Origin of the sequence: Methylobacterium sp. WL69 (genome assembly GCF_008039485.1) — a bacterium.
Taxonomy (GTDB): Bacteria; Pseudomonadota; Alphaproteobacteria; order Rhizobiales; family Beijerinckiaceae; genus Methylobacterium.
Genome location: NZ_VRUZ01000009.1, coordinates 57,409 through 83,965, shown reverse-complemented (window position 1 = coordinate 83,965; position 26,557 = coordinate 57,409). Strand labels below are relative to the sequence as shown.

Genomic DNA, 26,557 nt, shown 5'->3' with positions numbered 1-26,557 from the left:
GCCCAAGGGGCGGGAGGGGGACGAGTCGTGGCCAAGAAGAAGCGCGGCGCGCATGGCGGCCACGGCTGGTTCGTGACCTTCGCCGATCTGATGGCGCTGCTCATGAGTTTCTTCGTGATGATCGCCGCCTACTCGACGCAGGATCAGAAGAAGATGCAGGCGGTGGCCGGCTCCATGCGCGACGCCTTCGGCGTCAACAAGGAGTCGCGCTTCGCCGGCATCATCGAGAAGGACGGCCTGCCCACGGCGAACTTCGTCAAGCACAAGCGCGACATCCCGCCGGAGCAATCCACCGACCACACCAATCCGCCCGATATCGAGGGAACGGCCGAGGACGGCGCGCCCGATACCGGCCTGCCGGAGGCGTTCGGTCTGGCCGCCGCCAGCCTGCGTCAGGCCCTGCAGGACATGCCGGAGATCGCCGAGGCGTCGAAGAACATCATGGTGACCCCGACCGCCAAGGGTCTCGACATCGCCATCGTCGATCAGGACGGCGCCTCGATGTTCCCCGACGGATCGAGCCGGCCCAACGACCGCACTCGGCGCCTGCTGGAACGCCTCGCGCCGACTTTGCGCAAGATGCCCAACCGCATCGCCATCGCGGGCTTCACCGCCTCGGAGCGGCCCGGTGCGCGCGCCGCTGCCCCGCCTTGGGAGCTCTCCGCCAACCGCGCCATCTCCGTGCGTGAGATCCTCGCCGGAAGCGGCGTCCCCGACGACCGTTTCGCCTCGGTGACGGGCAAGGCCGACACCGAGCCGCTGTTTCCCGACAACCCCTATCTGGCCGCCAACCGAAGGGTGACGGTGACGCTTCTTGCGGAGGCGCCGACCATCGCGCGAAAGATGAAGTTTCCCTGACGGGAGCCCTTACTTCGAGACCAGCAGCGCCCAGTAGACCCGGTACTTCGAGTTCGGCGCGTAGGCCGTGGCGATGCCCATGCGCGTGGCCTCGGGCGCCAGCATCACGGCGTTGTGGGCCGGGCTGTCGCGCCAGCCCGAGAACGCTTCCGCCAGGGTGTGATAGCCGGCCGAGAGGTTGGCCCCGGCCGAAGGGTGGCCGAGGCGCTCCATGGCGACGCGCACGGTCTGGGCGCGGCTCGGCCGATCGGCGGCCGCCATGGCGGCGGCCTCCGCCTCGGCGAGCTTCTGCAGTTCCGGGTCGAGCTGGAGTGCCGCGCCGCCCGAGCGGGCACGGTAGGCCGAGATCATATCGCGGGCGGTCCCGGCGTCGACCTGCGCCGAGGCGGTGGTCATCGGCCAGTACAGGCTGGGCAGGCCCGTGGCGGTCTCCACGGGCTGCTGCGTGGCGCAGCCCGCGAGCGTCAGGCTTCCCATCAGGCCCAACCCTGCACCGATTCCGCGCCGGCTCAAGAATCCTCGCCTCACCCGCTCATCCCTTCGGCATCTCGGTGGCCTGCCGCCCCGCCCCGCCGCTGGCGTCGCCCCTCGGCTCCGACAGCGTGCTGGCGATCCGGCCCATGGCCTCCTGAAACGGTTCCAGCCCCTGCACCACGACATTGCTGGAGGCCGGCCCCATGGCCGGGATCATCCCGACCCCGGATAAGGTCTTGAACACCGCAAAGTTCAAATCGTTCTGCACCTTCAGGCCGAGACTCACGTCGACGATCATGGCGATGAGCTCGAACTCCAGGAACGGGTCGCCGATCTTGCGGAAGACCACCCGGGGGGCGGGTTCCTTCAGGACGTCGGGATGCGCACTGGCGCAGGACACCAGCAACTCGGCGGCGTGAACCGGATCCTGATTGCGCAGGACATTGACGGTGATGGAGACCCGACCGGTGCGGTCGCCCCGGACCCGGTTCTTGACGATGCCGGAAATCAGGTTCGAGTTCGGCACGATGACGGCCGAGCGGTCGAAGGTCTGGATTTCCGTGGAGCGCACGGAGATGCGCTTCACGATGCCCTCGCTGTCGCCGATGAGCACCTGATCGCCGACGCGAATCGGGCGCTCCCACAGGAGCAGCAGGCCCGAGACGAAATTGTTGACGATGGATTGCAGTCCGAAACCGATACCGACGGAGAGGGCGCCGGCCACGATGGTGAGCTTTTCCAGGCTCAGGCCGAGATACGAGAAGGCGAGCGCCAGGGTGAGCAGGAACCCGCAATAGCCCGCGATGGTCGAGATCGAGTTGCGCAGGCCGGCGTCGAGGTCGGTGGCCGGCAGATAGGTGCTCTCGAGCCAGCGCTGGATCGCCCGGGTGACCGCCATGCCGAGCACGAGCAGGCCGATGGCGAGGGCGATGGTGGAGAGCGAGATGGTGACGTCGCCGACCTTGAACCCGAAGAAGGCGCTGCGCACGGAGGTGAACACATCCGTGGAATCGAGGCCCCAGGGAGCGAGGGCCAGGAGGGCCGCGACGAGGATGAGGACGACGCGGGCAAAGCCCGTGGCCAGCACCGCGATCTGGTTCAGGGAGCGCTTGCGCAGGCCGGTATTGGCCTGAAGTGCGGTGGCGATCTTGGTGTCGTCGCGGAGGGTGCCGCCGATGAAGGTGTCGGCGCTGCCGATGAACAGGAACAGCAGCACGAACAGGCTCGCGGTCCACACGAGCTGGTCGATGAGGAAGGTGGCGAACGCGACGTAGCCGAAGAGCGCGGCCGCGCCGATCACCGCCACTGCCGCCCAGCCGAGGAGCCGGGCCGGCCCGCCAATACCCGTGACGGCCTCCGGGGCCACGTAGGGACCGAAGCACGCTTCTTCCTTCTCCGCCGTATCGGCGAACCGGTGCAGACCGATCGCAAGGATGAGGGCCGTGGCGATGGCCCCGATGCCGCGGGTGGCGATGGAGATCGGCAGCGCCGCCGAGATCGCCGAATTCAGGGCCTCGACGGATTTCACCACCGTGATCACCACGGCGATGCTCACCGCCAGGGTGGTGATCCGCGAGGCGGCGGCATCGGTCATCGTCGTGGTGCGCCACGACGGCTTGTCGGGCGACAGCAGGGCGTCGGCCAGGGCTTCGACGAAGGCGATGAAGGCGAGACCGAGGAGGATCGCCCCGGCCACCGGCAGCAGGCGCATGGGCAGGAGATTCGTGACGTCGAGGGCGTAGTAGACCGCATAGCTTCCCACCACCGCCGGCACGGTGCCGAGAAGGAAGACGCGCCAGGCGGCGAGCAACTTCTTGCGCTGGGACGGATCGACGGCCTTGGCGTCGCGCCGCCCGAGGCGCGGGGCGATGTTGCGGCGGCCGAAATACAGGGCGATGGAGATGCCGAAGGCGATCCCGAGGAAGAGGAGGTTGCCGAGGGTGCCGTTGCGGGCGAACAGGTCGGCGGTATCCGCGACGACGTTCTGAAGCGCGCGGAGGTCGCGTGGAATGTCGGCGGCGATCCGCATCCACAGGTCAGGCGTGACGAGGGCGGTGGAGCGCTCGAACAGACCGCGGGTGAAATCGGCGCGGCGCTTGTTGGTGACCTGATCGACGATCTGGTCGCTCTGCACCAGGAGGGATTTCGCCAGCCGCTGGGTCTCGTCGATCTCGGCGACCGCCTGCTCGCGCTCGGTCCGCTCGCGGGCGACGTCCTCGCCTTCCGCCCCTTCCTTGGGCTTGGGTCCGAGCTGGGTCAGGCGCTCGCGGGCCGCCTCCAGGCGCGGGGTGGTGATCTCGATGACATGGCGAATGCGGTCGGCGATGCCATCGACGCCGTCGCGGGCGCGGGTGAGGTCGCCGCTGCCGACGTTCTGGCCGGTCAGGATCTTTTCGCGGTGTTCGAGGTCGTCCTTGGCCTTGTCGAGGGTGTCGCGGACGGTCTTGATCTCTTCCGACACCACGGGCTTCGGCGCCGGGGGTTTCGCGGGGGCCGCGGGCTGAGCGGGCGGTGCGGCGGGTGCCGGATTGGCCGGCGCCGTCTGGGCGGCCGGGGTCGGAGGAGCTGCTGCCTGTCCCAGAACCGTACCGGGGACGAGGGCGGCGAAGCCGAACCACGCCGCCGTCAGAATCCCGGCCCGACGCGTCCCATATCCGTTCCTGACGGGCCTGCGACGCATCCCCTCCGCGGAGGCGCGATGGGCGGTTCGGGCGTTGATGTCCTGCAAGATGCCGTCCTCGGAAGTTTCAGAGCCCCTCGCCGATCCCGCACCGCGCTTCCGCCCGCCGGAAGGAACGGGATCGCACCAGTCGGGCCGGGTCAACGGGATCGGAAGCCGCCGCAATCACCGATCAATGGGGCGAAAGGCTGACGCCGCCTCCGCGCTCACGGCATGGCCCGCGTGCCGGTCGTGGGCAGGACGTCCTGGGGCATGACGCCGGTGGGCATGACGCCCTGTGGGCATGGCGTCGCGCGGGTGCGCCATGACCTTCACAAGCGTGTCACGCTGATATTAGACTAAGCCGCGATGGACTATGCCTTTTCGTATCGGTGCGGGGAGGTGGTGACGGTCGTCCGCGTCGAGGGACGTTGCCACCAGCCGGGCGTTTTCGCCCGATGCGACCGCTTTTGGCAAAAGCCCTCCCCCCATCGCGCCACGCACGCGCCGCTTCGACGGCTTCCCCCGTGCGAGCCCGCCGGTCAGGCGCGCCGGCGAAATTCAAGAAAAATCCTGATCTTTCATCCGACAGGGGCAGCGCGCCGGGCGATTCCCGCGCGTTGTCCCCGTGTCGACCCGCCGAGAGGGGTGCGCCATGCTGGATCTCCAAACGCTCGTGCTGAACGCCGATTACCGGCCGCTGTCGTACAATCCGCTCTCGCTGTGGTCCTGGAAGGACGCCTTCACCGCCCTGTTCCTCGACCGGGTCACCCTGGTGGCGAACTACGATGTCGAGGCGCGTAGCCCGAGCCGGTCCCTGAAAGTACCGAGCGTCGTCGCCCTCAAGAGCTACGTGACCCTGGCGCGCAGCCCGGCCTTCACCCGCTACAACATCTATCTGCGCGACACGTTCTCGTGCCAGTATTGCGGCCTGCGCCTACCGTCGGGCGGCCTCACCTTCGACCACGTCGTGCCGCGCTCGCGCGGGGGCCTGTCGAGTTGGGAGAACGTCGTCGCGGCCTGCTCGCCGTGCAACCTGCGCAAGGCCAACCGTACGCCCGCCGAGGCCGAAATGCCGCTCCTGCACGAGCCGCACCGCCCGACCCGGCACGAGTTGCATCGCCGCCAGCCGGAATTCGACCACCGGCAGTACCACCACACCTGGGTGGACTACCTCTACTGGGATTCCGAACTGGAGAACTGACGCCCTTCAAAACCGGCGCGGCGGCTCGTTGTAGAGCGGCAGGTTGAGGGAGCGCGGCACCCGCGCGACGGGTACGGGAGGGGGCGGCGGCAGGTAGGTGGGATCGCGGTAGGCGACCTCCGGCGGCGGGAGCGGCCGGTGGCGCAGGTCGCCTCTGGCCTGGACCGAAAGGCTCGCGGTCGGAAAGCTGGCCGCGACAAGGACAGCGGTAAGGATGAGCCGGATCATCGTTCGGGCGTTCCGTCCTGCGGTGAAGGCCTCGAGGCACTGACTCGCCCAACCTATCGCTACGAAAGCGAGAGACGGCTCAACAATTCCGCTTTGATGCAGTTTCATCGTGCGTCAGAATTTGACCGCCGCGCCGCCGCGCACGGTGTTCAGGTTGACCTTGTGCCCATTGAAATCATTGAAGAGGACGTACTGATATTCACCGCGAAGGAGAATATTTGACGTCAAGGCATACTCGATGCCACCGCCGAGGGCGATGCCACCAACCACCTTCGTCGTGCTTCTGCCGACAATCATCGGTGCCGCCGGGCGGCTGGCTGCCGGATTCGTCTGGCTGAAGGAGGCATAGCCGAAGTTGTTCACGTAGGCCGGCTGACCCGTAGTGAGGGCCGCGTTTGCCTTGTACGTCGTTTGGTCGTAGCCGTAGTTGCTGATGGAGACGTGATCCACAACTTGAGCTCGCCCGATTGCGAGACCTCCGGTCACGAATGGCAGTAGATTACCCAGAGCCCAGCCGCCACGTGCGCGGATGGTGCCGTAATCCTGGATCGTCGTCGACGCCAGTCCGCTCAAGCTCACCGTTTCGAGGAAGCCATCACCCGTCGTCCGGAAGCGGGAAATGGCATCCGTCGTCGTGCCACCCCGTTCGAAACGCGTATAGTCCACCTCAAGGCCGACAACGGCCTCGTCGAACTGATAGTTGAAGCCGGCGAAGGCACCATAGCTCCCGCCCCCGACACGCACCGCCTGTGGCGAAAGCAACGTCGAGGCCCCCATGATCGTCTCGGCGGACGTGGCGCGGAGGGCGTTGGCGACGAGCGGCTGGAACGTGTTGGCAAAACCCATTGCGGCCGATGTGTACCCGCCGTGCCCACCAAAGTAGACGCCGTTCCAGTCGATGAGCGGCGCCTCCTGCTCGTAGTCGGGGCCGCGCAGGACGCCGTAGTCGAGGTCCGCCGCCTGGGCGCCGGCGACGGCATTCAGGGCGAGGGTCGTCAGGAGAGCGAAAGTCAGGGTCCGCATCGATGTCGTCCTCAAGGCGCCAGCCCGACTGGTCTTTACTGAGCCCGTTGACGAAGGTGTACTTGAGTAACCTTAATGGACCGTTGCTCCACCGTGGACGCGGGCGTCATTCGTAGGGATTCCCGCTGCTCCAGACGGTGGGGAGGCTGTGCCCTCCCGCGAACCCATCCGCGAAGGAGTAGCGCAGGCCGACGCGAACCTCGTTGGCGGCCAGATCCTTCAGGCGGCTGCCGAAGCCGTAGGTGTCGAGCCCCGATTTGGCGCGGCCGAGATCGATGTAGCGATAGCTCGCATCCAAGCTGAAGCCGGCCCCGAGGGCGTAGGAAACGCCCCCCGTGAGGGACCAGGCGAGGCTGGTGACGGAGCGGTTGGGGCGTGCCACGCCGGGGCGGGCCCCCGTGCCCGCACTCCCGTCGCAGGCGTCGATGAGGCAGGTGGTCTGGGTATAGCCCCGTCGGAACTCCTTCTGGGCGAAGCCGACGCCGCCGCCGATGTAGGGGGTCAGACCCCACCAGGTACCGAGATCGGCATAGACGTTGACGAGGCCGGTGAGGACGCCGACGCGGCCGGCCTCGACGTTGTAGCCGGTGGCGAAGTTGGTCCGCGACGAGTACGCGCTGTAATCCGAGGCGCCGCGCTGATCGATGGTGGCGTCCACGCGCAGCCAGTTGTTGACGCGATAGCCGACGCCGCCGCCATAGCCGGGTTCGTGGCTGAGGGTACGCCGGACCAGGGGCGGCATGCCCGGATCGTTGGGATCGGGCAGCGTCGCATCCGTGGGACGCAGGAAGAAGCTTTCGGTGAAATCGGCGCGCAGGTACCACCCGCTGCCGATTTCCACGGGCACCGGCGCCGGCGGCGGAGGCAGCAGATCGGCCCCCCATGCGGGTGCGAGTGCGGGACTGACGGCCAGGCTCAGAGCCGCGATGGCCAGGGTTGAAGCCCGACGCGATGGGCACCGATGTCTCGTCATATCGTCCTCGGAAACCCCGATACTCGGTGGGAACGCCGCTTCGCCTGAGGCCCGTAGCGTTCATCCCATGGTCAGGGAGTATCCACGCGGAAGCTTATGATCGCGTTAAGCTTAAGACAATCCGAGATTAAGACCCCAATCGCATTGCTGTAAATAAAAACGGCGCGAACCCGAAGGTTCGCGCCGCTTCCATCGATGATACAGCGATCAATACTTACGGATGATCGGCTCGGGCTGGTAATCGGCAATGACCGGTGCGGCGACGACACCGCCGAGCATCCAGCGCATGCCGATGCGCACGTCGTGGGAGGTGACCTCCTTGAGCTTGTACGACGCGCCGCCGCAGCCCGGGTCGTTGAAGCAGGTCACCGCGCCGGTGCCGACGTGGCCGAGGTTCATGTAGCGGTAGCCGACTTCGAGCTTGAGGTTGGGCGTAACGCTGTAGCCGAGGCCAGCCATGGCGGCCCAGGCGAGGTTCGTGGTGCGCTTGGTGGCGGCGATGCCGAAGCCACCGGCGGCCGAGCCGGCGCCGGTGTCGTTGAATCCGCTCACCGTGTGGAAAGCCGAACCGACGCCCGCGCCGAGGAACGGGGTCACGCCGTACCACGTGCCGAGATCGACGTAGCCGTTGGCCATCGCGACCACCGTCGACAGGTGACCCTGGTCGAAGTCCAGGCCCTTGGCCGGAACGCCGTTGCCGTAAGGCAGGTCGAACTTCTCGACGAAGGAGAAGCGGCCGCCGCCCCGGTACTCGCCAGTGATGTCACCGCGAAGGAAGCCGTTGAACTGGTAGCCGACGCCGCCACCGGCGAAGAACTGGTCACCCATGCTCTTCTGGTGGATCTCGTAGTCCGGCGGCAGGGACTTGCCCGGGACGGTGGTGACGACCTTCTCGTAGCTCGCGGCGCCCACACCGACATCGCCGCGCAGGTACCAGCCGCCGCCGATCTCGACGGGCGGGGGCAGCGGCTCGGGCGGCAGCGGGGGAAGCAGGTCGGCAGCGTATCCGAGGCAGGGCGCTCCCACGCTCGCAAGGAGCGTGAACGAGCGCGCCAAGGCATTCAGCTTGGAGCGGCGCATGGGATTCAGTCCTTCACTCGACCGTCTGCCGGGAGCGAGAGGCGCCGGCTCGGATGACGATCTCACCATCGCCCGAGGGGGTTAAATCGCCCTTAACGTTAAAAGTTATCCTTGCGAGGTCGTTACGAGACGGGTCGACGCCGAGGCCATGTCCCGAAGCACGCGGTGGCCGGTCCCGCGCCGGTGCATCGTCGACGGCACTCGTATAGACGAGGGGCCATGCGCCCCGAAGATGTTCGAGCCCTTGCCCTGTTACTTCCCGAAGTCGTCGAGGCGGCGCATCAGGGACATCCCGACTTTCGCCTCGGCGGCCGTATCTTCGCCACCCTGTGGGTGGAGGAAGAACGGGTCGTGCTCAGGCTCACCCCCGACGATCAGGCGCGGGTCCTCGCGGATTCACCGGACCTGTTCGCCCCGGTTCCGGGCGCGTGGGGTCGACGCGGCTGGACCAGCCTCGACCTGTGGGACGTGGACGAAGCGGCGTTGCGCGCCGTCCTGCTCGCGGCCTGGCGGAACGTCGCGCCGGCCGCCCTGGACGGGGAATGAGCGGTCCGCGTGCGGGTCCGTGACGGCCCCTCGTGCCGCGGGCCGTGCGATGTCCGGGCGTCCTCGTTTTACGACGGCCTTGCCGGTCAGGCCTCGACGGCGCGTTCGCGCAGACGCTGCATCACGGCTTCTGGCGTGGCATAGGCCTCCTGATGCACGGCGCTCCAGTAACGCAGGGCATCGAGTTCGATGGATGCACCCGTCACGGCGCAGCGCACGAAACGGCCGGGCTTGACCACCCGCATGGTGCCGTCGCCATACTCGACCGTCGCCTCGCCCGAAGCGCCCCGTTCAAACCGACCCAGCATCCGTCAAAGCCCCTTCGGCCCACTTGATTTCCGACGCCTTCTAGGAGGCGTGGACGGCCATGTCGATGATCCCTCGACAGGGCTCCGGCATCGGTGCCAATGATCGTGCATGAACCTCGATCTTCAAAGCCTGTTCGACGCCGCGCGGGCCGTGCGCGCCCTGGCTTACGCACCCTATTCGCACTTCACCGTCGGGGCGGCCCTTCGCGACGCCGAGGGCACGGTCCATGCCGGGTGCAACGTCGAGAACGCCGCCTATCCCGTCGGCACCTGCGCCGAGGCCGGGGCCATTGCCGCCATGGTGGCGGGCGGCGGCCGGACCATCCGGGAAATGCTGGTGATGGGGGCCGGCCCCGGCCTCGTCACGCCCTGCGGCGCGTGTCGCCAGCGCATCCGTGAATTCGCCGCGCCCGAGACCGTGATCCATGTGGCCGATGGCGACGGGGTCCTGGCACGCTTCACCCTGGGCGCCCTGCTGCCCGAATCGTTCGGGCCCGAGAATCTGGTGCGTCATGCCTGAGCCCACGCCGCTCATGGCGGCGACCGCCGATCTCCTGCGGGCCAGGGGCCTCGGCGGTCCGTTCGCCTGCGCCATCGTCACCGGCACCGGCCTCGGTGCCATGGTGGAGCGCCTGACGGAGACGCGTTCGGTGCCCTACGGAGAAATCCCCGGCCTCCCGGCGCCGCGCGTCAGCGGCCATGGCGGGCGACTGCATGCCGGCTCGCTCGGGGGACGCCGCGTGCTGGTGTTCGAGGGCCGCGCCCATGCCTACGAGACGGGGGATTCCGGCGTGATGCGGGTGCCGCTCGGCATCGCCCGGGCGCTGGGCGCCCGCGCGCTCCTGCTCACCAACGCCGCCGGGTCGCTCCGCCCCGGGGCCGGTCCGGGCAGCCTCGTGGCCCTCAGCGATCACATCAACCTGTCGGGCTTCAACCCCCTCGTGGGCGAGGCCGGCGACGGACGCTTCGTTCCCATGGTGGGCGCCTACGACGCCGATCTGCGAAGAACCCTCCATGCGGCGGCGCAGGCCTGCGGCGTGGCCCTGCACGAGGGCATCTATGCCTGGTTCTCCGGCCCGAGCTTCGAGACGCCGGCGGAGGTCCGCATGGCCGGCATCCTCGGCGCCGACCTCGTCGGCATGTCCACGGTGCCGGAGACCATCCTGGCCCGCTTCTTCGGCCTGCCCGTTGCGGCCGTCTCCGTCGTCACCAACCTCGCCGCCGGGATCGGCGACGGCGACCCTCACCACGACGAGACCAAGGCCGTGGCGGCGCGCGCCGCCACCGACCTCGCCCGCCTCGCCGAGGCGTTCGTCGGCCTCCTGCCGGAGCCCCGTGCATGACCGAATCCCTCACCGCCCGGCGCGCCCTCCCCCTCCTCGACCTCACCGATCTCGGTGATACGGGCACGGAGGCCGCCATCGAGACCCTGTGCCGAACCGCCCGGGCCAGCGGCGTCGCCGCCGTGTGCGTCTGGCCCCGGTTCGTCGCCCAGTCGGCCCGGCTGCTCGCCGGATCGACGGTGGCCGTCGCCACGGTGGTCAACTTCCCGGCGGGGGGAGAGGACGTCGAACGGGCCGTCCGTGAAACGTGCGCGGCCCTGTGCGACGGCGCTGACGAGATCGATCTGGTCCTGCCCTATGGGGCCCTCCGCGACGGGCGGGCGGAGCCGGCGCACGGCATGGTCGCGGCCGTGCGCGCGGCCTGTGGCCCGGCTTGCCTCAAGGTGATCCTGGAAACGGGCATGCTCCGGTCCCCGGACCTGATCGCGCAGGCGAGCCGCCTCGCCCTCGCCGCCGGCGCCGATATGATCAAGACCTCGACGGGCAAGACGGCCGTCTCGGCGACCCCGGAGGCGGCGGAGATCATGCTCCACGCTATCCGCGACGCGGGCGGGACGCACGGCCTCAAGGTCTCGGGTGGAATCAGGACGGTGGCCGACGCCGCCCTGTATCTCGCCCTCGCCGATCGGATCGTGGGGCCGGACTGGGCAACCCCGAAAACCTTCCGCATCGGCGCGAGCAGCCTGCACGCCGCCCTCGCCGCAGCCGTGGAGACCGCCGCATGAGGCTGCCGCAGGAGACGATCCGGGCCAAGCGCGACGGACGGGAACTCGAGTCGGCAGAGATCGCCGATTTCATCGCCGGTCTCACGGATGGCCGCGTCACCGAGGGACAGGCCGCGGCCTTCGCCATGGCAGTGTTCTTCCGGCGCCTCTCCGTCGGCGAGCGCGTCGCCCTCACGCGGGCGATGACCCGATCCGGCACGGTTCTGACCTGGGATCTGCCCGGGCCGGTTCTCGACAAGCATTCCACGGGTGGCGTCGGCGATGCCGTCAGCCTCGCCCTGGCGCCCATGGTGGCGGCCTGCGGCGGCTACGTTCCGATGATCTCGGGGCGTGGCCTCGGGCACACCGGCGGCACCCTCGACAAGCTGGCCAGCATCCCCGGCTACGACGCACGTCCGGACCTCGACCGCTTCCGGCGCGTCACCCGGGAGGTCGGCTGCGCCATCATCGGGCAGACGCCGGAGCTCGCCCCGGCCGATGCCCGCCTCTACGCCATCCGCGACGTCACCGGCACGGTGGAATCCCTCGATCTCATCACCGCGTCGATCCTGTCGAAGAAGCTCGCCGCCGGCCTCGACGGCCTCGTCATGGACGTGAAGGTCGGCTCGGGCGCGTTCATGACGGATCCGGACGAGGCGTTCGGCCTCGGCGAGGCCATCGTCGGCGTGGCGGCGGGCGCCGGTCTCAGGACCGTCGCCCTGGTCACCGATATGGAGTCCCCCCTCGCCTCGGCCGCCGGCAACGCCCTGGAGGTCGCCTATGTCCTCGACTACCTGACGGGACGCGCGCGGGAGACCGCCTTCCACACCGTCACCCTGGAACTCGGTGCCGAGATGCTGGCGCTCGGCGGCTTGGCCGACGATTTGCCCACGGCCCGCGCCCGCCTCGAGGAGGCCCTCGATTCGGGGCGCGCCCTGGAGATCTTTTCGCAGATGGTCGCGGCCCTCGGTGGCCCGGTCGATCTCGCCGACCACCCGGAGCGGTATCTCGCCAAGGCCGACGTCGTGCGAGCGGTGGCGGTGGAGTCCGGCTACGTCGCGCGGGTGGCGACCCGCGACATCGGGCTCGCGGTCATCGGCCTCGGCGGTGGACGGACCCGACCGCAGGACGGCATCGATCCGGCCGTCGGATTCACCGGTCTCGCCCGGGCCGGCGATGCGGTCGGTCCCGACCGGCCCCTCGCCGTCATCCACGCCCGCGATGCTGCGGCCGCCGACCGCGCCGAGGCGGCCCTGCATGCCGCCTATGGCATCGGCCCCGCACCGGGCGCAGCCGACGCGCCGTTGCGGGACCGCATCGCCTGACGGTCAGTACGGATAGTGGCCGCGATATCCGCCGCCGCGATGATCGTGGTGGTGATGATGCCCCCAGCCGCGCCGGCCATGGCCCCGATCGTGGTCCCATCCGCGATGACCGCCGCCCCAGCCGCGGTCGTGTCCGCGATGATGATGGTGATGATAGCCGCGGCCATAGCCACGGTCGCCATACCCATCGTGGTCGTGAACGGGGACGACCACGGATGGATGGGGCGATTGCGAAAACGGCATCGCGAGAGCCGCCGTCATTCCGAGACCGGTCGCGACGGCGAGACCGGTGGCAAGAAGGCGAGGGAGCAGCGAAGGGGTGCGAAAAGCCATGACGGTCTTCCGATTGCAGCGGGCCGAGGACACCTCGGCCCCACCAGGAAGACCCTACGGACTCGGCCGTGAATGCCGGCCGGCGGGCGCGTTCAGCCCGGCGTCAGGGACGGCGATACGCCCAGACGCGGGCCGGAGGCAGGTTGAGCCAGACACGGTTGGAGCGGCTCGCCGTATAGGTGCCGGCATCGCAGCGCTCGGGGATCGGCGGCACCACCGCGTAGGTGAACTGGATGAAGGGGGCGCCGGGATGCATCATCGCATGCGCGGCGTTGAGCAGGCCGAGGCGCTGTTCCAGGGGCTTGGTGAACAGCGGCAGGCTCGAGACCGTCGCGGCGGCCTTCTCCTGCACGAGGGCGCCGAGGGTGGCGGCGATGTCGTAGGCATCGCCCTGCACCACGTTGGCCCGGGGAAACCGCGTTCGCAGCAGCCGGCAGAAATCCGGATTGTACTCGACGAGGATCAGCCGCTCCTGCTCGATTCCGCGCCGGATCAGGGCCTCGGTCACCGGGCCGGTGCCGGGGCCGAGTTCGATGACCGGCCCGGCCATGCGCGGATCGACGTAGGACGCCATGGTGCGGGCGAGCATCTTGCCCGAGGGCGTCACCGACCCCGTGACGAGGGGGCGCTCGAACCAGGAACGCAGGAAGCGCGCCTCGTCCTCCAAGGGATCGCGCCGCGGATTCAAGGCGCCGGGCGCGGCTTGGAGCTTGGTGCTGGGACGGCGAAGCGGCGGCAAGACCCTATGCCCTCAGATCACGGTTTGGGAAGGAAAGGCTAGACGCCGAAGGCCGGGGACAGTCAAGCTGACATCGGCACTTCGCATGTGGCCCGGCTGCGCGTTCGATCGGGCGATGCCGCCCGGCCACAATCATAACCGGGACCGGCGCGGTTCGATCCCACACGGCGTCACTGCCGGGCGGTGCCGCCGAGGCCGTCGAAGAACTCGCGGACCTTCGAGAAGAAGCCCGCGCTCTCGGGGTGGTTCTCGTCGGAGGCCGACTGGCCGAATTCCTGCAGCAGTTCGCGCTGGCGCTTGGTCAGGTTCTGCGGCGTCTCGACGAAAACCTGGATGTAGAGATCGCCGACGTCGCGGGCCCGCAGGACCGGCATGCCCTTGCCCTTGATGCGGAATTGCTTGGCCGTCTGGGTTCCGGCCGGGATCTTCACCTGGGTCTGCGAGCCGTCGATGACCGGCACGGTGATGTCGCCCGAGAGGGCCGCCGTCACCATGTTGATCGGCACCCGGCAGAACAGGTCCGCCCCGTCGCGCTGGAAGAACTCGTGCGGCTTGATCGACAGGAACACGTAGAGGTCACCGGCCGGGCCGCCGCGCAGGCCGGTCTCGCCTTCGCCGGCAAGGCGGATGCGCAGGCCGTCATCGACACCCGCCGGCACGTTGATGGAGAGGGTCCGCTCGCGGGTGACCCGTCCCGCGCCCGAGCAGGTGCCGCACGGGTCGTCGATGACCTCGCCGCGGCCGTGACAATTCGGGCAGGTCCGTTCGATGGCGAAGAACCCCTGCGCCGCCCGAACCCGGCCGTAGCCGCCGCAGGTCTGGCACGGGCGGGGTTTCGATCCGGCCTTGGCGCCCGAGCCGGAGCAGGTTTCGCAGGTGACGGCGGTGGCCATCTTGATGGTCTCGGCCTTGCCGGCGAAGGCCTCCTCCAGGGAAATCTCGAGGTTGTAGCGCAGGTCCGCGCCGCGCTCGCGGGTCGAGCCACCGCGCGCCCCGGCCCCGGCCCGGGCGCCCCCCGGCGCCGCGCGACCGTCGCCGAAGAAATTGTCGAAGATGTCCGACATGAAGTCGCCGAACTCGTTGCCGAATCCGGGGCCGCCACCGCCCTGCTGGAAGGCGGCATGGCCGAAGCGATCGTAGGCGGCGCGCTTCTGGCCGTCGGTCAGGGTCTGGTAGGCCTCGTTGACTTCCTTGAACTTGACCTCGGCCTCGGCATTCCCGGGATTGCGATCGGGATGGTAGGTCATGGCGAGCTTGCGGAAGGCGACCTTCATCTCACCGTCGGTCGCGGTCTTGGCGACGCCGAGAATCTCGTAATAGTCCCGCTTCGACATACCCGCCCTCAACGTCCCTCGGTGCAACGACCTCCAGCGAGGACCGCACCGTCATCTCATCAGACATGGCAAGGGGCCGGATCGCTCCGGCCCCCTGTACCCGAAGGGGCGTTATGCCCGCTTCTTCTGGTCCTTGTCATCGACTTCCTGGAAGTCGGCGTCGATGACGTCGTCCTTCTTGGCTTCGCCGGCCGGCGCTTCGGTCCCGGCCTCACCGGCCTGGTTGGCCGCGTACATGGCCTCGCCGAGCTTCATCGAGACCTGCATCACGTCGGTGGTGCGGGCCTTGATGGTCTCGACATCCTCGCCGTCGAGGGCCGTGCGGAGCGCCGTGATCGCCGTCTCGATGGCGGCCTTGTCGTCGGCCGAGACCTTGTCGCCGTACTCCTTCACCGACTTCTCGGTGGCGTGCACGAGGCTCTCGCCCTGGTTCTTCACCTCGACGAGCTCGCGGCGCTTCTTGTCCGCCTCGGCGTTGGCCTCGGCGTCCTTCACCATCCGGTCGATGTCGGCGTCCGACAGGCCGCCAGAGGCCTGAATCCGGATCTGGTGCTCCTTGTTCGTCGCCTTGTCCTTGGCCGTCACGTTGACGATGCCGTTGGCGTCGATGTCGAAGGTCACCTCGATCTGCGGCATGCCGCGGGGGGCCGGCGGGATGCCCATGAGGTCGAACTGGCCGAGCATCTTGTTGTCGGCGGCCATCTCGCGCTCACCCTGGAAGACCCGGATGGTGACCGCGTTCTGGTTGTCCTCGGCCGTCGAGAAAGTCTGCGACTTCTTCGTCGGGATCGTGGTGTTGCGGTCGATGAGGCGGGTGAACACGCCGCCCAGGGTCTCGATGCCGAGGGACAGGGGGGTCACGTCGAGGAGGAGCACGTCCTTGACGTCGCCCTGCAGCACGCCGGCCTGCACCGCCGCGCCGATGGCCACGACCTCATCCGGGTTGACGCCCTTGTGGGGCTCCTTGCCGAAGAAGGACTTCACCACTTCCTGGATCTTCGGCATGCGGATCATGCCGCCGACGAGCACGACCTCGTCGATCTCGGACGCCGAGACGCCGGCATCCTTGAGGGCCTTGCGGCACGGCTCGATGGTGCGCTGGACGAGATCGTCGACGAGGCTCTCGAACTTGGCCCGCGACAGCTTGAGGGCGAGGTGCTTCGGACCCGACGCGTCGGCCGTGATGTAGGGCAGGTTGATCTCGGTCTGCGTCGCCGACGACAGCTCGATCTTCGCCTTCTCGGCCGCTTCCTTTAGGCGCTGGAGCGCGAGCTTGTCCTTCGTCAGGTCGATGCCCTGCTCGCGCTTGAACTCCGCCGCGAGGTACTCGACCACGCGGTTGTCGAAGTCCTCGCCGCCGAGGAAGGTGTCACCGTTGGTGGACTTCACCTCGAACACGCCGTCGCCGATCTCGAGGATCGACACGTCGAAGGTGCCGCCGCCGAGATCGTACACCGCGATGGTGCCGGCCTTCTTCTTGTCGAGGCCGTAGGCCAGCGCCGCGGCGGTGGGCTCGTTGATGATGCGCAGCACCTCGAGGCCGGCGATCTTGCCGGCATCCTTGGTGGCCTGACGCTGGGCGTCGTTGAAGTAGGCGGGCACCGTGATCACGGCCTGAGTCACCGGCTGGCCGAGATGGGCTTCCGCCGTCTCCTTCATCTTCTGCAGGGTGAAGGCGGAGATCTGCGAGGGCGAATACTTCTTGCCGTCGGCCTCGACCCAAGCATCGCCGTTGTCGCCGCGGACGATCTTGTAGGGCACGAGGCCCTTGTCCTTCTGCGTCATCGGATCGTCGTAGGTGCGGCCGACGAGGCGCTTGATGGCGAAGAACGTGTGTTCCGGATTGGTGACGGCCTGACGCTTGGCCGGCTGGCCGACGAGGCGCTCGCCATCGTCGAGGAAGGCGACGATGGACGGCGTGGTGCGGGCACCTTCCGCGTTCTCAATGACCTTGGGCTGCGAGCCCTCCATCACGGCCACGCAGGAATTGGTGGTGCCGAGGTCGATACCGATAACTTTACCCATGGTGGGATCCCTCTGTTGTCGCTTGGTCAAGCAGACCGCCGAGCCCCGAAGCAGCTCGGCCCATGGCGGTGGAAAAACTGAGATTGTCGAGCGGAACCGGGACCGGACCGAGCGTCGAGAACACTCCGGCTCGGGTCTTAATCCCGCGTCCCGCCGGATATAAGAAGGGGGATGCGGAGCCGCAAGGCGATCCGGCAAAGCACGGGAGCGTATCGGCCGGGCCCGCGTTATCCCCTTCTCCCGATTGGCCGATCCCCGTCATGCGAATGGTTTTCGGCCGCGTGCGACCAGGTTCTTGTTGTATCGACGCCACGTTCAAGCCATGGCCCGCATGGTAGGCTGGCGACTGGCCGCGCCTCCATCATGCTCACCGGCCTGAAAGTCTCGATGCCCCCGTTGATCCGCGTCCTCCTCCTGCTGCCGCTCGCCGTCGCGATGCCGAATCCGGCCGGCGCGCAGAACTTCTTCGAGGAGCTGTTCGGGATCGGGCGCGCGGCCAAGCCACCGGTGCCGCCGCGCGGCGTCCCGGGCGGTGTGCAGCCCGGTACGCCGCTGGCGCCGCCTCCTGGCGCGCCGGGCGATGCGCCGGCCGCCGAGGCGCCCCGTGCGCCGGCCGCGCCGAAGCAGCCCGTCGTCCTGAAGGCGCCGGCGGAGGACAACGTCATGGGCCAGGAGCTGTTGTACAACGGCCTCAGCGGCACCCTGAAACTGGAGAAGGCGGCCGCCGGGACCACGGCGCGCATCACCCTGCCGGGCACCAAGATTTCGGCGCCGAGCGAGAGCTGCACGGTCCCGTGGAACGGCGGCACGCCCGTGGCTCTCACCTCGGAGGGCCGTCCCGACGGTCTGCCCCGCTTCGAGGCGACGGGCGGCGAGTGCCCCCTCCGGTTCGAGGTGGTCGAGGGGGGCGTCCTCGTGACGTCGCTGGGCTCCAGCCGGGTCTGCACCGTGACGACGGCCGACTGCGCCACCACTCCGACGGGCCTGTGGGGCCCGGCCGCCGCGACTCTGATCCCCCGTTCCGTTGAGTTCGACGGTGCGCGCGGCACGGCCGACCGGGCGGTGCGCGAGAACTACAAGCTCATGACCCAGCGGGCGCGGGGCCAGGATGTCCGCCCCATCGTCACCGAACAGGCGGCGTTCTCCTCCGACCGTGAGCAACTCTGCCGGACCTACGCGCGGGAGGGGGCCCACGGCTTCTGCAACCTGCGTTTCACCGAAGGCCGCGCCCTGGCGCTCGCCACGCGCCTCGGCGTCAACACCGCCGCCGCCGCCCCGACGGCGTCGGCAACCCCGCGCCCGCGCCGGAAGCCGCAGCCGTCCGTCGATGGCATGAACCCGGATGCCGGCGGCGCGACGGGCTTCCCGGATTAGAATTTTCGATGGGTCAGGCGTGACCCGCGCTGACCGACAGCATGGCCGGATCGATGCCGATGCCGCGCAGGGTCCGTTCGTACTTGGACTCCAGGGCCGTGTTGAAGATCAGCTCCGGATCGGCCGGGCAGGTCAGCCAGCCGTTGGCCAGGATCTCGTTCTCGAGCTGCCCGGCCTGCCAGCCGGCATACCCCAACGCCAGGACGGCGCTGGCGGGGCCCTGGTCGTCGGCGATGGCGCGGAGGATATCGACGGTGGCGGTGAGGCAGATCCCGTCGTCGATGATCAGGGTCGATTGATCGATGTGAAAATCGTCCGTGTGCAGGACGAAGCCGCGCTTGGCGTCCACGGGACCGCCCATGAGCACGGGCATGTGGCCGACCCGCTCGCGCAGCCGGATGGCGTCGGCCTCCTGGGCGATCTCGAGCTGGATCAGGAGATCCGGCATGTCGAGATTCTGGATCGCCTTGTTGAGGATGATGCCCATGGCCCCATCGGCGGAATGGGCGCAGAGGTAGATCACCGAGCGCGCGAATCGTGCATCGGTCAGCCCCGGCATGGCGATGAGGAACTGGCCATCGAGGTAGGCGGGATCGGCCGTCCGGGATCGGGAGGTCTGCATGGCGGCATGCTACGCCCATCACTGGCCTAGTCCAAGAACCAAACGTCGGCGGGGCGCGGCATCGCTTTCACGGGAGCGTGTACGGCCCGCGTCCTCGCCTCGACAGGCTCGACCCCGCGCGATAGACGGCTTCCACGCGCGGGCGCGACGCCCACAGGAGATCACCCATGACGATCCAGGTTGGCGACCACCTTCCCCAGGTCACGTTCCGCGTCAGCGGCAAGGACGGTCCCGAGGCCCGGACCACGGACGACGTGTTCAAGGGCCGCCGCGTCGTCCTCGTCGGCATCCCGGGCGCCTTCACCCCCAGTTGCCACCGCAACCACCTGCCGGGCTTCGTCGAGAAGCTGGCCGAGATCAAGGCGCGCGGTATCGACGCCGTGGCGATCACCTCCGTCAACGACGTGTTCGTCCTCGACGCCTGGCAGAAGGCCAGTGCCGCCGAGGGGCTCGAATTCCTCGCCGACGGCAACGCCGAGTTCGCCAAGGCCCTGGGCCTCGACATGGACGGCACGGGCTTCGGCCTCGGCCCGCGCTCGAAGCGTTACGCCATGCTGGTGGAAGATGGCGTGGTGCGGGTGCTCAACATCGAGGATTCGCCGGCCAAGACCGAGATTTCCGGTGTCGACGCGCTGCTGAAGGTCATCTGAACCGCCCATTTCGGTCGAGACGTTGCGAGCCCGGGGCAGAACCCCGGGCTTTTTCGTGAGTCTCTCCGAATTCGGAAGTTTCGAAACATTCGGGCGAACGCTTCATCAAGCTTTCATCGGACCGAATTCTGGTGGATATTGCCGCCTCGGGAATCATCCGAGATTTCGCCCGGGAGAACGTCATGTCCTTTCGTTCCCACACCCGTGTCCTCATCTTCATGACCGGCCTCGCGGTGACGGCACCCGCCATCGCGGAGGACGCGAAGGTTACAGCGCAGGCGGCCGCCGACCGTTGGGATCAGAGCTTCAATGCCGGCGACATGGACGCCTTGAGCAGGCTGTACGGCCCCGACGCGGAGGTCGTCACCAAGGGCGCGCCGCTTGCGGACGGCCCCGGCATCCAGACCTACTTCAGCAATCTGAAGTCGAAAGGGTTCGCCGACCACAAGGTCACGGTCCAGTCGGCCAAGGCGAAGGGCGACCTCCTCATCGCCAGTGGACGCTGGGAGGCGAGCGGACCGGGGGACGGTGGCGCCCGGAAGGTGTTCAGCGGAAACTGGGTCAACGTCCTGGAGCACCAGGGCGACGGCTGGCGGACGGTGCTGCACACTTGGAACTGACGGGCAGCCCCGATCAGGCACCGCGTCCGTAATCCTCGGCCCGTGTCACCGTGCGGTGGAAGGCCAGCCTGCGATCGTATTCCAGGGGGTCCTTGGGCTGGACCAGGGCGCCCGGCGGCACGTTCAGCCAATCGACGAGGCGGGTGAGCAGGAAGCGCAGGGCCGCGCCGCGGCACAGGATCGGCAGGGCCGCGACTTCCTCGGCGGTCAGGGGTCGGACGGCTTCGTAGCCGGCGATGAGGGCGGCGCCCCGGTCGCGGTGGAAGGTGCCGTCGGCCTCGAAGCACCAGGCGTTGAGGCAGATGGCGAGGTCGTAGGCGAAGGCGTCGGTGCAGGCGAAATAGAAGTCGATGAGGCCGGACAGGTCGTCGCCGATGAAGAAGACGTTGTCGGTGAAGAGATCGGCGTGGATCACGCCCGAGGGCAGGCCGCGCGGCCAGCCCGCTTCGAGGACGGTGAGGTCTTCGCGCACCCGCGCGGCGAGCCCCGGCGCGACGGTGTCGGCCTGGGCGTCCGCACTTCGAAACAGCGGGCCCCACGCCTCCACCGAGAGGTTGTTGTCGCGGCGCATGCCGAAATCGCTGCCGGCGGCGTGGAGACCGGCGAGGGCCCGACCGAGGGCCCGGCAATGGTCGGGGGTCGGCCGCTTGACCGAGACGCCCTCCAGAAAGCTGACGATCACCGCCGGCCGGCCGCACAGTTCGCCCAGGCTCACGCCGGCCCGGTTCCTGATCGGCTGCGGACAGGCGAGTCCCCGCGCGGCGAGATGCTCCATGAGGTGGAGGAAGAACGGCAGATCGTCCACCCGCACCCGCTTCTCGTAGAGGGTGAGGATGTAGGAGCCCGCCGTGGTGTGGACGAAGAAGTTGGTGTTCTCGACGCCCTCGGCGATGCCCTTGTAGGAGAGCAGGGTGCCGATGTCGTAGGCGCCGAGGAAGTCGGTCAGCGCCTCGTCGGAAACCTCGGTGTAGACGGCCACGGGCGTTTCGCTCGAACAGTTGAGAGGGTCAAAATGCACAAGGGCGCCGATGGGCGCCCCTGCTGATCGAACCGGGCTTGGAACCGATGCCTATTCGGCGGCTTCGCTGCGCAATTCGCGCGGCAGCGGGAAGGACATGTCCTCCACCACCGTCGAGACCGTATCCACCGTGACGGTGTAGCGGGCCGCGAACGCGTCGATGATCTCTTCCACCAGCACTTCCGGAGCCGAAGCGCCGGCGGTGAGGCCGAGGCGGCGTACATCCTTGAACGCCTCCCAGTCGATCTCCTCGGCGCGGAGCACGAGGCGGGTGATCGGGCAGCCGACGCGCTCGGCGACCTCGCGCAGGCGCTGCGAGTTCGAGGAGTTCGAGGAACCGACCACGATCACGGCATCGACCAGGGGGGCCACCTGCTTCACCGCTTCCTGGCGGTTCGTGGTGGCGTAGCAGATGTCGTCCTTGTGCGGACCGGTGATGGTCGGGAACTTCGCCTTCAGCGCCGCGACGATGTGCCGGGTGTCGTCCACCGACAGGGTCGTCTGCGTCACCCAGGCGAGGTTGTCGCGGCTCTCGGGCTCGAGGGCGGCGATCTGCTCGAGATCCTCCACCAGGGTGATGGAGCCGGCGGGGAGCTGGCCCATGGTGCCGACCACTTCAGGGTGGCCGGAATGGCCGACGAGGAGGACGTGGCGGCCGCGCTTGTGGTGGATCTCGGCTTCACGGTGAACCTTGGTCACCAGGGGGCAGGTGGCGTCGATGGTGGTGAGCCCGCGCGAATCGGCGTTGTTAGGAACCGTCTTCGCCACGCCGTGGGCGGAGAAGATCACCGGGGCCGAGCCGTCCGGCACCTCGTCGAGTTCGCGCACGAACACGGCGCCTTTCCGCTTCAGGCTCTCGACCACGTATTTGTTGTGGACGATCTCGTGGCGCACGTAGACCGGGGGTCCGTAGATGGCGAGCGCCCGCTCGACCACGTCGATGGCCCGCACCACGCCGGCGCAGAAGCCGCGCGGGGCACACAGCAGAATCTCCAGGGGAGGCTTCTCAGCGTCCACGGGGGCGGTCTGGGTCGTCGGGAGTGCATCGCTCATGATAGCCGGGATGTGGCGAGGCTGGGCCGCCCCTGTCAACCGGTCATAGCCCAAAACCGTCGGAGAGGCACGGGCCGGCGTATCAAACTCCGTCGGCGTGTCATGTCGGCCCACCCGCCATCGCCCCCTCCAGCACCGAGAAGATGCGCGGATCGGCGCAATGGGCGACGTTGAAGCGCAGGAATCGCGTGCCGGCGCCCGAGGTGCTGAACGCCGCGCCCGGCGCCAGCACAACCCCTTCGGCCAGCGCCCGGCGGGCGACATCGCCCGAATCGAGGCCGTCCGGCAGGCTCATCCAGAGGAACAGGCCGCCGCGCGGCTCCGTCCACAGTTTCAGCCCGCACGCCTCCAGGCGCCGGGCCGCGAGGCCACGGTCGCGCGCGAGTTTTTCGCGGATCTCGGACAGGTGCCGCCGGTAGGTCCCGTCCGTGATGAGGCGGTGCATCAGCACGGCGGCGAGGTGCCCGTTGCCGAGGCTCATGGCGAGCTTGAGGTCGATGAGCGGTTCGATCCAGTCGGCCCGCACGGCGAGGAAGCCGCAGCGCACGGAGGCCGACAGGGTCTTCGAGAAGCTGCCGACCTGGATCACCCGCTGGAGTCCGTCGAATCCGGCGAGACGCGGGGCCGGCTCCGGTTCGAGGTCGCCGAAGATGTCGTCCTCGATGATCAGGGTGTCGTGCGCCTCCGCGAGCTTCAGCACCCGGTGGACCGTCGCCGGGGCGAGCGTCGCGCCCGTGGGGTTATGGAGGGCCGAATTGGTCAGGTAGAATCGGGGATGGTGCGCGGCCAGAAGCGTCTCCAGGGCCGCCAGATCCGGCCCCGACGGGGTGAACGGCACGCCGATCACCTGCACCCGGTGGGCGCGCAGGAGCGCGTGGTAGTTGAAGTAGCAGGGGTCATCCACCACCACGGTGTCGCCGGGCGCCAGGAGGAAGCGGCACAGGAGGTCGACGGCCTGCGTCGCCGAATCGACGAGCAGGATCTGGTCGGCATCGGCCGCCACGCCCTTCTCCTCCATGCGGCGCGCGATCTGGGCGCGGAGCGCGGCCAGCCCCAGGGGCTGGTCGTAGCAGACGAGATCGCGGGTCCCCTCCCGCGACAGGTGGCGCAGGCCCCGGCGGATGGCGTCGCCGGGCATCCAGTCCGTGGGCAGCCAGCCGGAACCGGGTTTCAGCAGACTCGGGCCGGACTGCATCGACTGGCGGGTGATCCACAGGGGATCGACGGCCCGGTCGAGTTCCGGCCCCACGGTCTTGAGGCAGAGCGGCCGGGTCTTGCCGGCGACGTAGAAGCCGGAGCCCCGCCGCGCCACGATGGCGCCCTCCGCGCCGAGCCGGTCGTAGGCCTCCACCACGGTGGATTTCGACACGCCCATGGATTCGGCGAAGCTTCGCACAGAGGGCAGCCGGGCGCCGGGGGCGAGGGTCCGGCTGGCGATCCGCTCGGCGATGGCCTGCGTCACCGTCTGGACCAGGGTCGGCATCGCCGGCGCGCGGGCCTTCATCGCTTCGGTCCTTGCTCCTGTACGGTCCGGCCGTCCGGACAATTCAATGAAACCGTACGGCACTGTCCCTGTCGAGGCCAGTCCATCGCGGCGATGGTCGCGTCATCGACAAGGAGCACGGTCATGACCGGCACGACGATCCGCGACACCGGGGGCGCAGCGCTTCCCCTCCCCTTCACCCGCCTGCGCACCCGCCTGCGCAGGGCGCGCGGCATCCTGGCGGGACTTCTCGCCCCCGTGGCCGCCGGCCTGTCCCGCGCCGCCATCAATGCCCGCGTCCTGCGCCAACTCGGGGGCATGTCGGAGCGCGAACTGAAGGATATCGGCCTCATCCGCCAGGATCTGTTCGATGCGGCCGCCCTGCGGCTCGACGGTGATGCGACGAGCCTGCTTCTGGCCCGCCGCGACGAGCGCAAGGCCGCGCGGCCTCGGTGAGCCCGCGCGGCCTCGGTAAGCCCGCGCGGCAGCGGTGAGCCCGGCGCGCGGGTGCTGATTCGCACGGAGACGGCCCGGGGCCCGCATTCGAGGCCGGGGTCCGAATGGCGATCCAGGCGGAGGTGGTCTAAGACGGCGCGGTCCCGACATCCCTGGTCGCTGTGAGCACCGCGATCGCGACCGGCCATCTCCCGCCAGGATTCCACTCCAGCCAGGATTCTCATGGCGAGCGCCGCGACCCACGTCAGCTTCCTGCCGCCCGTGCTGACGTTCCTGTCGGCGGCGGTGATCGGCGTGCCGATCTTCCGGCTCATCGGCCAGAGCGCCGTCCTCGGCTACCTCGTCGCCGGCGTGATCATCGGTCCGTTCGGCTTCTCCCTCATCGCCGAGCCCGAGACGGCGGCGAGTGTGGCCGAGCTCGGCGTTGTGCTGCTGCTCTTCATCGTCGGCCTCGAACTCCAGATCTCCCGCCTCGTCTCCATGCGGCGCGACATCTTCGGCCTCGGCACGGCGCAGCTCCTCGTCTGCACCGCGGTCCTCGCCGGCATCGGCTTCCTGTTCGGCCTGAAGCCATCGGCCGCCTTCGTCATCGGCATCGCCCTCGCCCTGTCGGCGACCGCCGTCGCCCTGCAGCTCCTGGAGGAGCGCGGCGACCTCGGCACGCCCTATGGCGGGCGGGCCTTCGCGGTGCTGCTGTTCCAGGACATCTCCGTGGTGGCGATCCTCGCCCTGATGCCGCTCTTCGCCTCCACCGGCGGCGTCGGGGGCGACGGCTGGCTCGTGTCCGCCCTGCAATCGACGGGCACCGTGGGCGCGGCCATCCTCGCCGTGGTGCTGGTGGGGCGCTACGGCCTCAACCCGTTCTTCGGCCTGCTCGCGGCCAGTGGCGCCCGCGAGGTGATGACGGCGGCCGCCCTTCTCGTGGTGCTCGGCACGGCCATGCTCATGGAGCATGTCGGCCTGTCCATGGCCATGGGGGCGTTCCTGGCCGGCGTGCTGCTCGCCGAGTCGAACTTCCGCCACCAGCTCGAGGCCGATATCGAGCCGTTCCGCGGCATGCTCCTCGGCCTGTTCTTCATGAGCGTCGGGATGTCCATCGACGGCGGCCTGCTGAAGGCCGAGTGGCCGTGGCTGCTCGGCGCAACCGCCGGCGCCATCCTCATCAAGGTCGGCCTCGTCGCCGGCCTGTTCCGCCTGTTCGGCTCGACCTGGCTCGACGCCGTGCGCGGCGGCGCCATCCTGGCGCCGGCCGGCGAATTCGCCTTCGTGCTCCTGCCCGTCGGCGGGGAGCTCGGCCTCATCGACGGGCCGAGCGGCCGATTCGCCATCGCGCTGGCGGCCCTGACCATGCTGGTCGGCCCGGTGGCGGCGAAAGCCCTCGACAGTGCCCTCGCGCGCCGCCGCGGCGAACCCGACCTCGCCCCCGACACGGTGGAGAACACGGAAGCCCGCGTCCTCGTCGTCGGTTTCGGCCGCTTCGGCCAGATCCTGACCCAGGTGCTCCTCGCCGAGGGCATCAGCGTGACCGTCATCGACAAGGACGTGGAGCAGATCCGCTCCGCCTCGCGCTTCGGCTTCCGCATCTTCTACGGCGACGGCACCCGCCTCGACGTCCTGCGCGCCGCCGGCATCGGCCGGGCCGAACTGCTCTGCATCTGCGTCGACGAGCCCGAATCCGCCCTCAAGATCGTCGACATCGTCCACGAGGAATTCGCGAGCGTGCGGACCTACGTGCGGGCCTACGACCGCATGCACGCCGTCGAACTGATGAACCGCGACGTGGATTTCCAGCTGCGCGAGACGGTGGATTCCGCCCTCGGCTTCGGCCGCGCCACCCTGGAGGGTCTGGGCGTCGCCCCGGAGGTGGCCGCCGCCGTCGCCGAGGACGTGCGCAAGCGCGACGTCGCCCGCCTCGTCCTGCAGCAGGCCGGGGCGCTCCCCGATGCCGCCGCCTGGATGCGCGGCGCCGCGCAGATCAAGCCCGAACCCCTCACCGAGCCCCAGCGCCCCTCGCGTGCCCTCAACGCCGAGACCCGCGACATCATCGGCACCAGGGCGCGCGAAGCCGCCACCCACACCCTCGAAGCCCGGGATCTTCCCTCCGATGCCTGAGCTTTCCTCACGA

The 26,557-nt window shown here is 68.9% G+C and carries 27 protein-coding genes; 12 read left to right on the top strand and 15 right to left on the bottom strand.

What is annotated here, in order from left to right; all coding sequences use genetic code 11:
* Positions 1–27: 27 nt before the first annotated feature.
* Positions 28–858 carry a flagellar motor protein MotB gene (locus tag FV218_RS04960; protein ID WP_056086229.1) on the top strand — a complete coding sequence of 277 codons (831 nt, stop codon included), beginning with the start codon at positions 28–30 and terminating at the stop codon, positions 856–858.
* Positions 859–867: 9 nt separating this feature from the next.
* On the opposite strand, the gene FV218_RS04955 is transcribed toward FV218_RS04960, so the two are convergent.
* Both FV218_RS04955 and FV218_RS04950 read right to left on the bottom strand, forming a co-directional pair.
* Complete coding sequence (locus FV218_RS04955) at positions 868–1,335, bottom strand: CAP domain-containing protein (protein ID WP_082476102.1); 468 nt, start codon at positions 1,333–1,335, stop codon at positions 868–870.
* Positions 1,336–1,390: 55 nt separating this feature from the next.
* Entirely contained in the window at positions 1,391–4,012 is a 2,622-nt protein-coding gene (locus FV218_RS04950) for a DUF3772 domain-containing protein (protein WP_082476103.1), read from the bottom strand.
* A 634-nt stretch (positions 4,013–4,646) separates the two neighbouring features.
* On the opposite strand from FV218_RS04950, the gene FV218_RS04945 reads away from it, so the two are divergent.
* The gene (locus FV218_RS04945; protein WP_056086232.1) at positions 4,647–5,195 is read left to right on the top strand and encodes an HNH endonuclease; all 549 of its coding nucleotides are present in this window, start codon (positions 4,647–4,649) and stop codon (positions 5,193–5,195) included.
* Between the two features lie 6 nt (positions 5,196–5,201).
* Here FV218_RS04945 and FV218_RS04940 read toward each other — a convergent pair whose 3' ends face one another.
* From FV218_RS04940 to FV218_RS04925, 4 genes are all read right to left on the bottom strand, one after another.
* Positions 5,202–5,423 carry a hypothetical protein gene (locus FV218_RS04940; protein WP_056086235.1) on the bottom strand — a complete coding sequence of 74 codons (222 nt, stop codon included), beginning with the start codon at positions 5,421–5,423 and terminating at the stop codon, positions 5,202–5,204.
* A gap of 114 nt (positions 5,424–5,537) precedes the next feature.
* Complete coding sequence (locus tag FV218_RS04935) at positions 5,538–6,446, bottom strand: outer membrane beta-barrel protein (protein ID WP_056086238.1); 909 nt, start codon at positions 6,444–6,446, stop codon at positions 5,538–5,540.
* Positions 6,447–6,552: 106 nt separating this feature from the next.
* Entirely contained in the window at positions 6,553–7,419 is an 867-nt protein-coding gene (locus FV218_RS04930) for an outer membrane beta-barrel protein (RefSeq protein ID WP_147708912.1), read from the bottom strand.
* 207 nt (positions 7,420–7,626) lie between these two features.
* The gene (locus FV218_RS04925; RefSeq protein ID WP_056086243.1) at positions 7,627–8,499 is read right to left on the bottom strand and encodes an outer membrane beta-barrel protein; all 873 of its coding nucleotides are present in this window, start codon (positions 8,497–8,499) and stop codon (positions 7,627–7,629) included.
* Positions 8,500–8,718: 219 nt separating this feature from the next.
* On the opposite strand from FV218_RS04925, the gene FV218_RS04920 reads away from it, so the two are divergent.
* The gene (locus FV218_RS04920; RefSeq protein WP_147708911.1) at positions 8,719–9,045 is read left to right on the top strand and encodes an MmcQ/YjbR family DNA-binding protein; all 327 of its coding nucleotides are present in this window, start codon (positions 8,719–8,721) and stop codon (positions 9,043–9,045) included.
* 86 nt (positions 9,046–9,131) lie between these two features.
* Here the strand turns inward: FV218_RS04920 and FV218_RS04915 are convergent, their stop codons facing one another.
* Positions 9,132–9,353 (bottom strand): DUF2093 domain-containing protein, encoded by a 222-nt coding sequence (locus tag FV218_RS04915; protein ID WP_056086250.1) that lies wholly within the window; start codon positions 9,351–9,353, stop codon positions 9,132–9,134.
* Positions 9,354–9,462: 109 nt separating this feature from the next.
* Here FV218_RS04915 and cdd point away from each other — a divergent pair, with 109 nt between their 5' ends.
* From cdd to deoA, 4 genes are read left to right on the top strand one after another with little or no spacing between them, the layout of a single operon-like run.
* Entirely contained in the window at positions 9,463–9,873 is a 411-nt protein-coding gene (gene cdd, locus FV218_RS04910) for a cytidine deaminase (protein WP_056086253.1), read from the top strand.
* On the top strand, positions 9,866–10,696 hold the full coding sequence (locus FV218_RS04905; protein ID WP_147708910.1) for a purine-nucleoside phosphorylase: 831 nt from the start codon (positions 9,866–9,868) through the stop codon (positions 10,694–10,696). The genes cdd and FV218_RS04905 overlap by 8 nt, the downstream gene beginning before the upstream one ends.
* Positions 10,693–11,421 carry a deoxyribose-phosphate aldolase gene (gene deoC, locus FV218_RS04900; protein ID WP_147708909.1) on the top strand — a complete coding sequence of 243 codons (729 nt, stop codon included), beginning with the start codon at positions 10,693–10,695 and terminating at the stop codon, positions 11,419–11,421. The genes FV218_RS04905 and deoC overlap by 4 nt, the downstream gene beginning before the upstream one ends.
* The gene (gene deoA / locus FV218_RS04895; RefSeq protein WP_147708908.1) at positions 11,418–12,725 is read left to right on the top strand and encodes a thymidine phosphorylase; all 1,308 of its coding nucleotides are present in this window, start codon (positions 11,418–11,420) and stop codon (positions 12,723–12,725) included. Before deoC ends, deoA begins: the two co-directional genes overlap by 4 nt.
* Before the next feature lie 3 nt (positions 12,726–12,728).
* Here the strand turns inward: deoA and FV218_RS04890 are convergent, their stop codons facing one another.
* The 4 genes from FV218_RS04890 to dnaK form a co-directional block, all read right to left on the bottom strand.
* Complete coding sequence (locus tag FV218_RS04890) at positions 12,729–13,058, bottom strand: hypothetical protein (protein WP_147708907.1); 330 nt, start codon at positions 13,056–13,058, stop codon at positions 12,729–12,731.
* A 103-nt stretch (positions 13,059–13,161) separates the two neighbouring features.
* Positions 13,162–13,797, bottom strand: a complete 636-nt coding sequence (locus FV218_RS04885) for a phospholipid methyltransferase (RefSeq protein WP_056086268.1) — start codon at positions 13,795–13,797, stop codon at positions 13,162–13,164.
* Between the two features lie 170 nt (positions 13,798–13,967).
* Positions 13,968–15,131: a molecular chaperone DnaJ gene (gene dnaJ / locus FV218_RS04880; RefSeq protein ID WP_056086271.1), complete on the bottom strand. Its 1,164-nt coding sequence runs from the start codon at positions 15,129–15,131 to the stop codon at positions 13,968–13,970.
* A 111-nt stretch (positions 15,132–15,242) separates the two neighbouring features.
* Positions 15,243–17,156, bottom strand: coding sequence for a molecular chaperone DnaK (dnaK, locus tag FV218_RS04875; protein ID WP_147708906.1), 1,914 nt, complete (start codon positions 17,154–17,156; stop codon positions 15,243–15,245).
* 387 nt (positions 17,157–17,543) lie between these two features.
* Here dnaK and FV218_RS04870 point away from each other — a divergent pair, with 387 nt between their 5' ends.
* Complete coding sequence (locus FV218_RS04870) at positions 17,544–18,530, top strand: hypothetical protein (protein ID WP_147708905.1); 987 nt, start codon at positions 17,544–17,546, stop codon at positions 18,528–18,530.
* Between the two features lie 13 nt (positions 18,531–18,543).
* Here FV218_RS04870 and FV218_RS04865 read toward each other — a convergent pair whose 3' ends face one another.
* Positions 18,544–19,152 carry a YqgE/AlgH family protein gene (locus FV218_RS04865; protein WP_147708904.1) on the bottom strand — a complete coding sequence of 203 codons (609 nt, stop codon included), beginning with the start codon at positions 19,150–19,152 and terminating at the stop codon, positions 18,544–18,546.
* Between the two features lie 167 nt (positions 19,153–19,319).
* Between FV218_RS04865 and FV218_RS04860 the strand changes: the two genes are divergently transcribed.
* Both FV218_RS04860 and FV218_RS04855 read left to right on the top strand, forming a co-directional pair.
* A complete protein-coding gene (locus FV218_RS04860; RefSeq protein ID WP_147708903.1) occupies positions 19,320–19,802 on the top strand; it encodes a peroxiredoxin in 483 nt (160 codons plus the stop codon).
* A 182-nt stretch (positions 19,803–19,984) separates the two neighbouring features.
* The gene (locus FV218_RS04855) at positions 19,985–20,422 is read left to right on the top strand and encodes a nuclear transport factor 2 family protein (protein ID WP_147708902.1); all 438 of its coding nucleotides are present in this window, start codon (positions 19,985–19,987) and stop codon (positions 20,420–20,422) included.
* Between the two features lie 13 nt (positions 20,423–20,435).
* On the opposite strand, the gene thrB is transcribed toward FV218_RS04855, so the two are convergent.
* The 3 genes from thrB to FV218_RS04840 all read right to left on the bottom strand — a co-directional run bounded on the left by thrB (position 20,436) and on the right by FV218_RS04840 (position 23,997).
* Positions 20,436–21,401: a homoserine kinase gene (gene thrB / locus FV218_RS04850; protein WP_147708901.1), complete on the bottom strand. Its 966-nt coding sequence runs from the start codon at positions 21,399–21,401 to the stop codon at positions 20,436–20,438.
* A gap of 90 nt (positions 21,402–21,491) precedes the next feature.
* Positions 21,492–22,493: a 4-hydroxy-3-methylbut-2-enyl diphosphate reductase gene (gene ispH, locus FV218_RS04845; protein WP_056086289.1), complete on the bottom strand. Its 1,002-nt coding sequence runs from the start codon at positions 22,491–22,493 to the stop codon at positions 21,492–21,494.
* 100 nt (positions 22,494–22,593) lie between these two features.
* Positions 22,594–23,997, bottom strand: a complete 1,404-nt coding sequence (locus FV218_RS04840) for a PLP-dependent aminotransferase family protein (protein ID WP_147708900.1) — start codon at positions 23,995–23,997, stop codon at positions 22,594–22,596.
* A gap of 123 nt (positions 23,998–24,120) precedes the next feature.
* Between FV218_RS04840 and FV218_RS04835 the strand changes: the two genes are divergently transcribed.
* Both FV218_RS04835 and FV218_RS04830 read left to right on the top strand, forming a co-directional pair.
* Complete coding sequence (locus FV218_RS04835) at positions 24,121–24,432, top strand: DUF1127 domain-containing protein (RefSeq protein ID WP_147708899.1); 312 nt, start codon at positions 24,121–24,123, stop codon at positions 24,430–24,432.
* A gap of 222 nt (positions 24,433–24,654) precedes the next feature.
* Positions 24,655–26,544 (top strand): monovalent cation:proton antiporter-2 (CPA2) family protein, encoded by a 1,890-nt coding sequence (locus FV218_RS04830; protein WP_056086299.1) that lies wholly within the window; start codon positions 24,655–24,657, stop codon positions 26,542–26,544.
* The last annotated feature ends 13 nt before the right edge of the window (positions 26,545–26,557 follow it).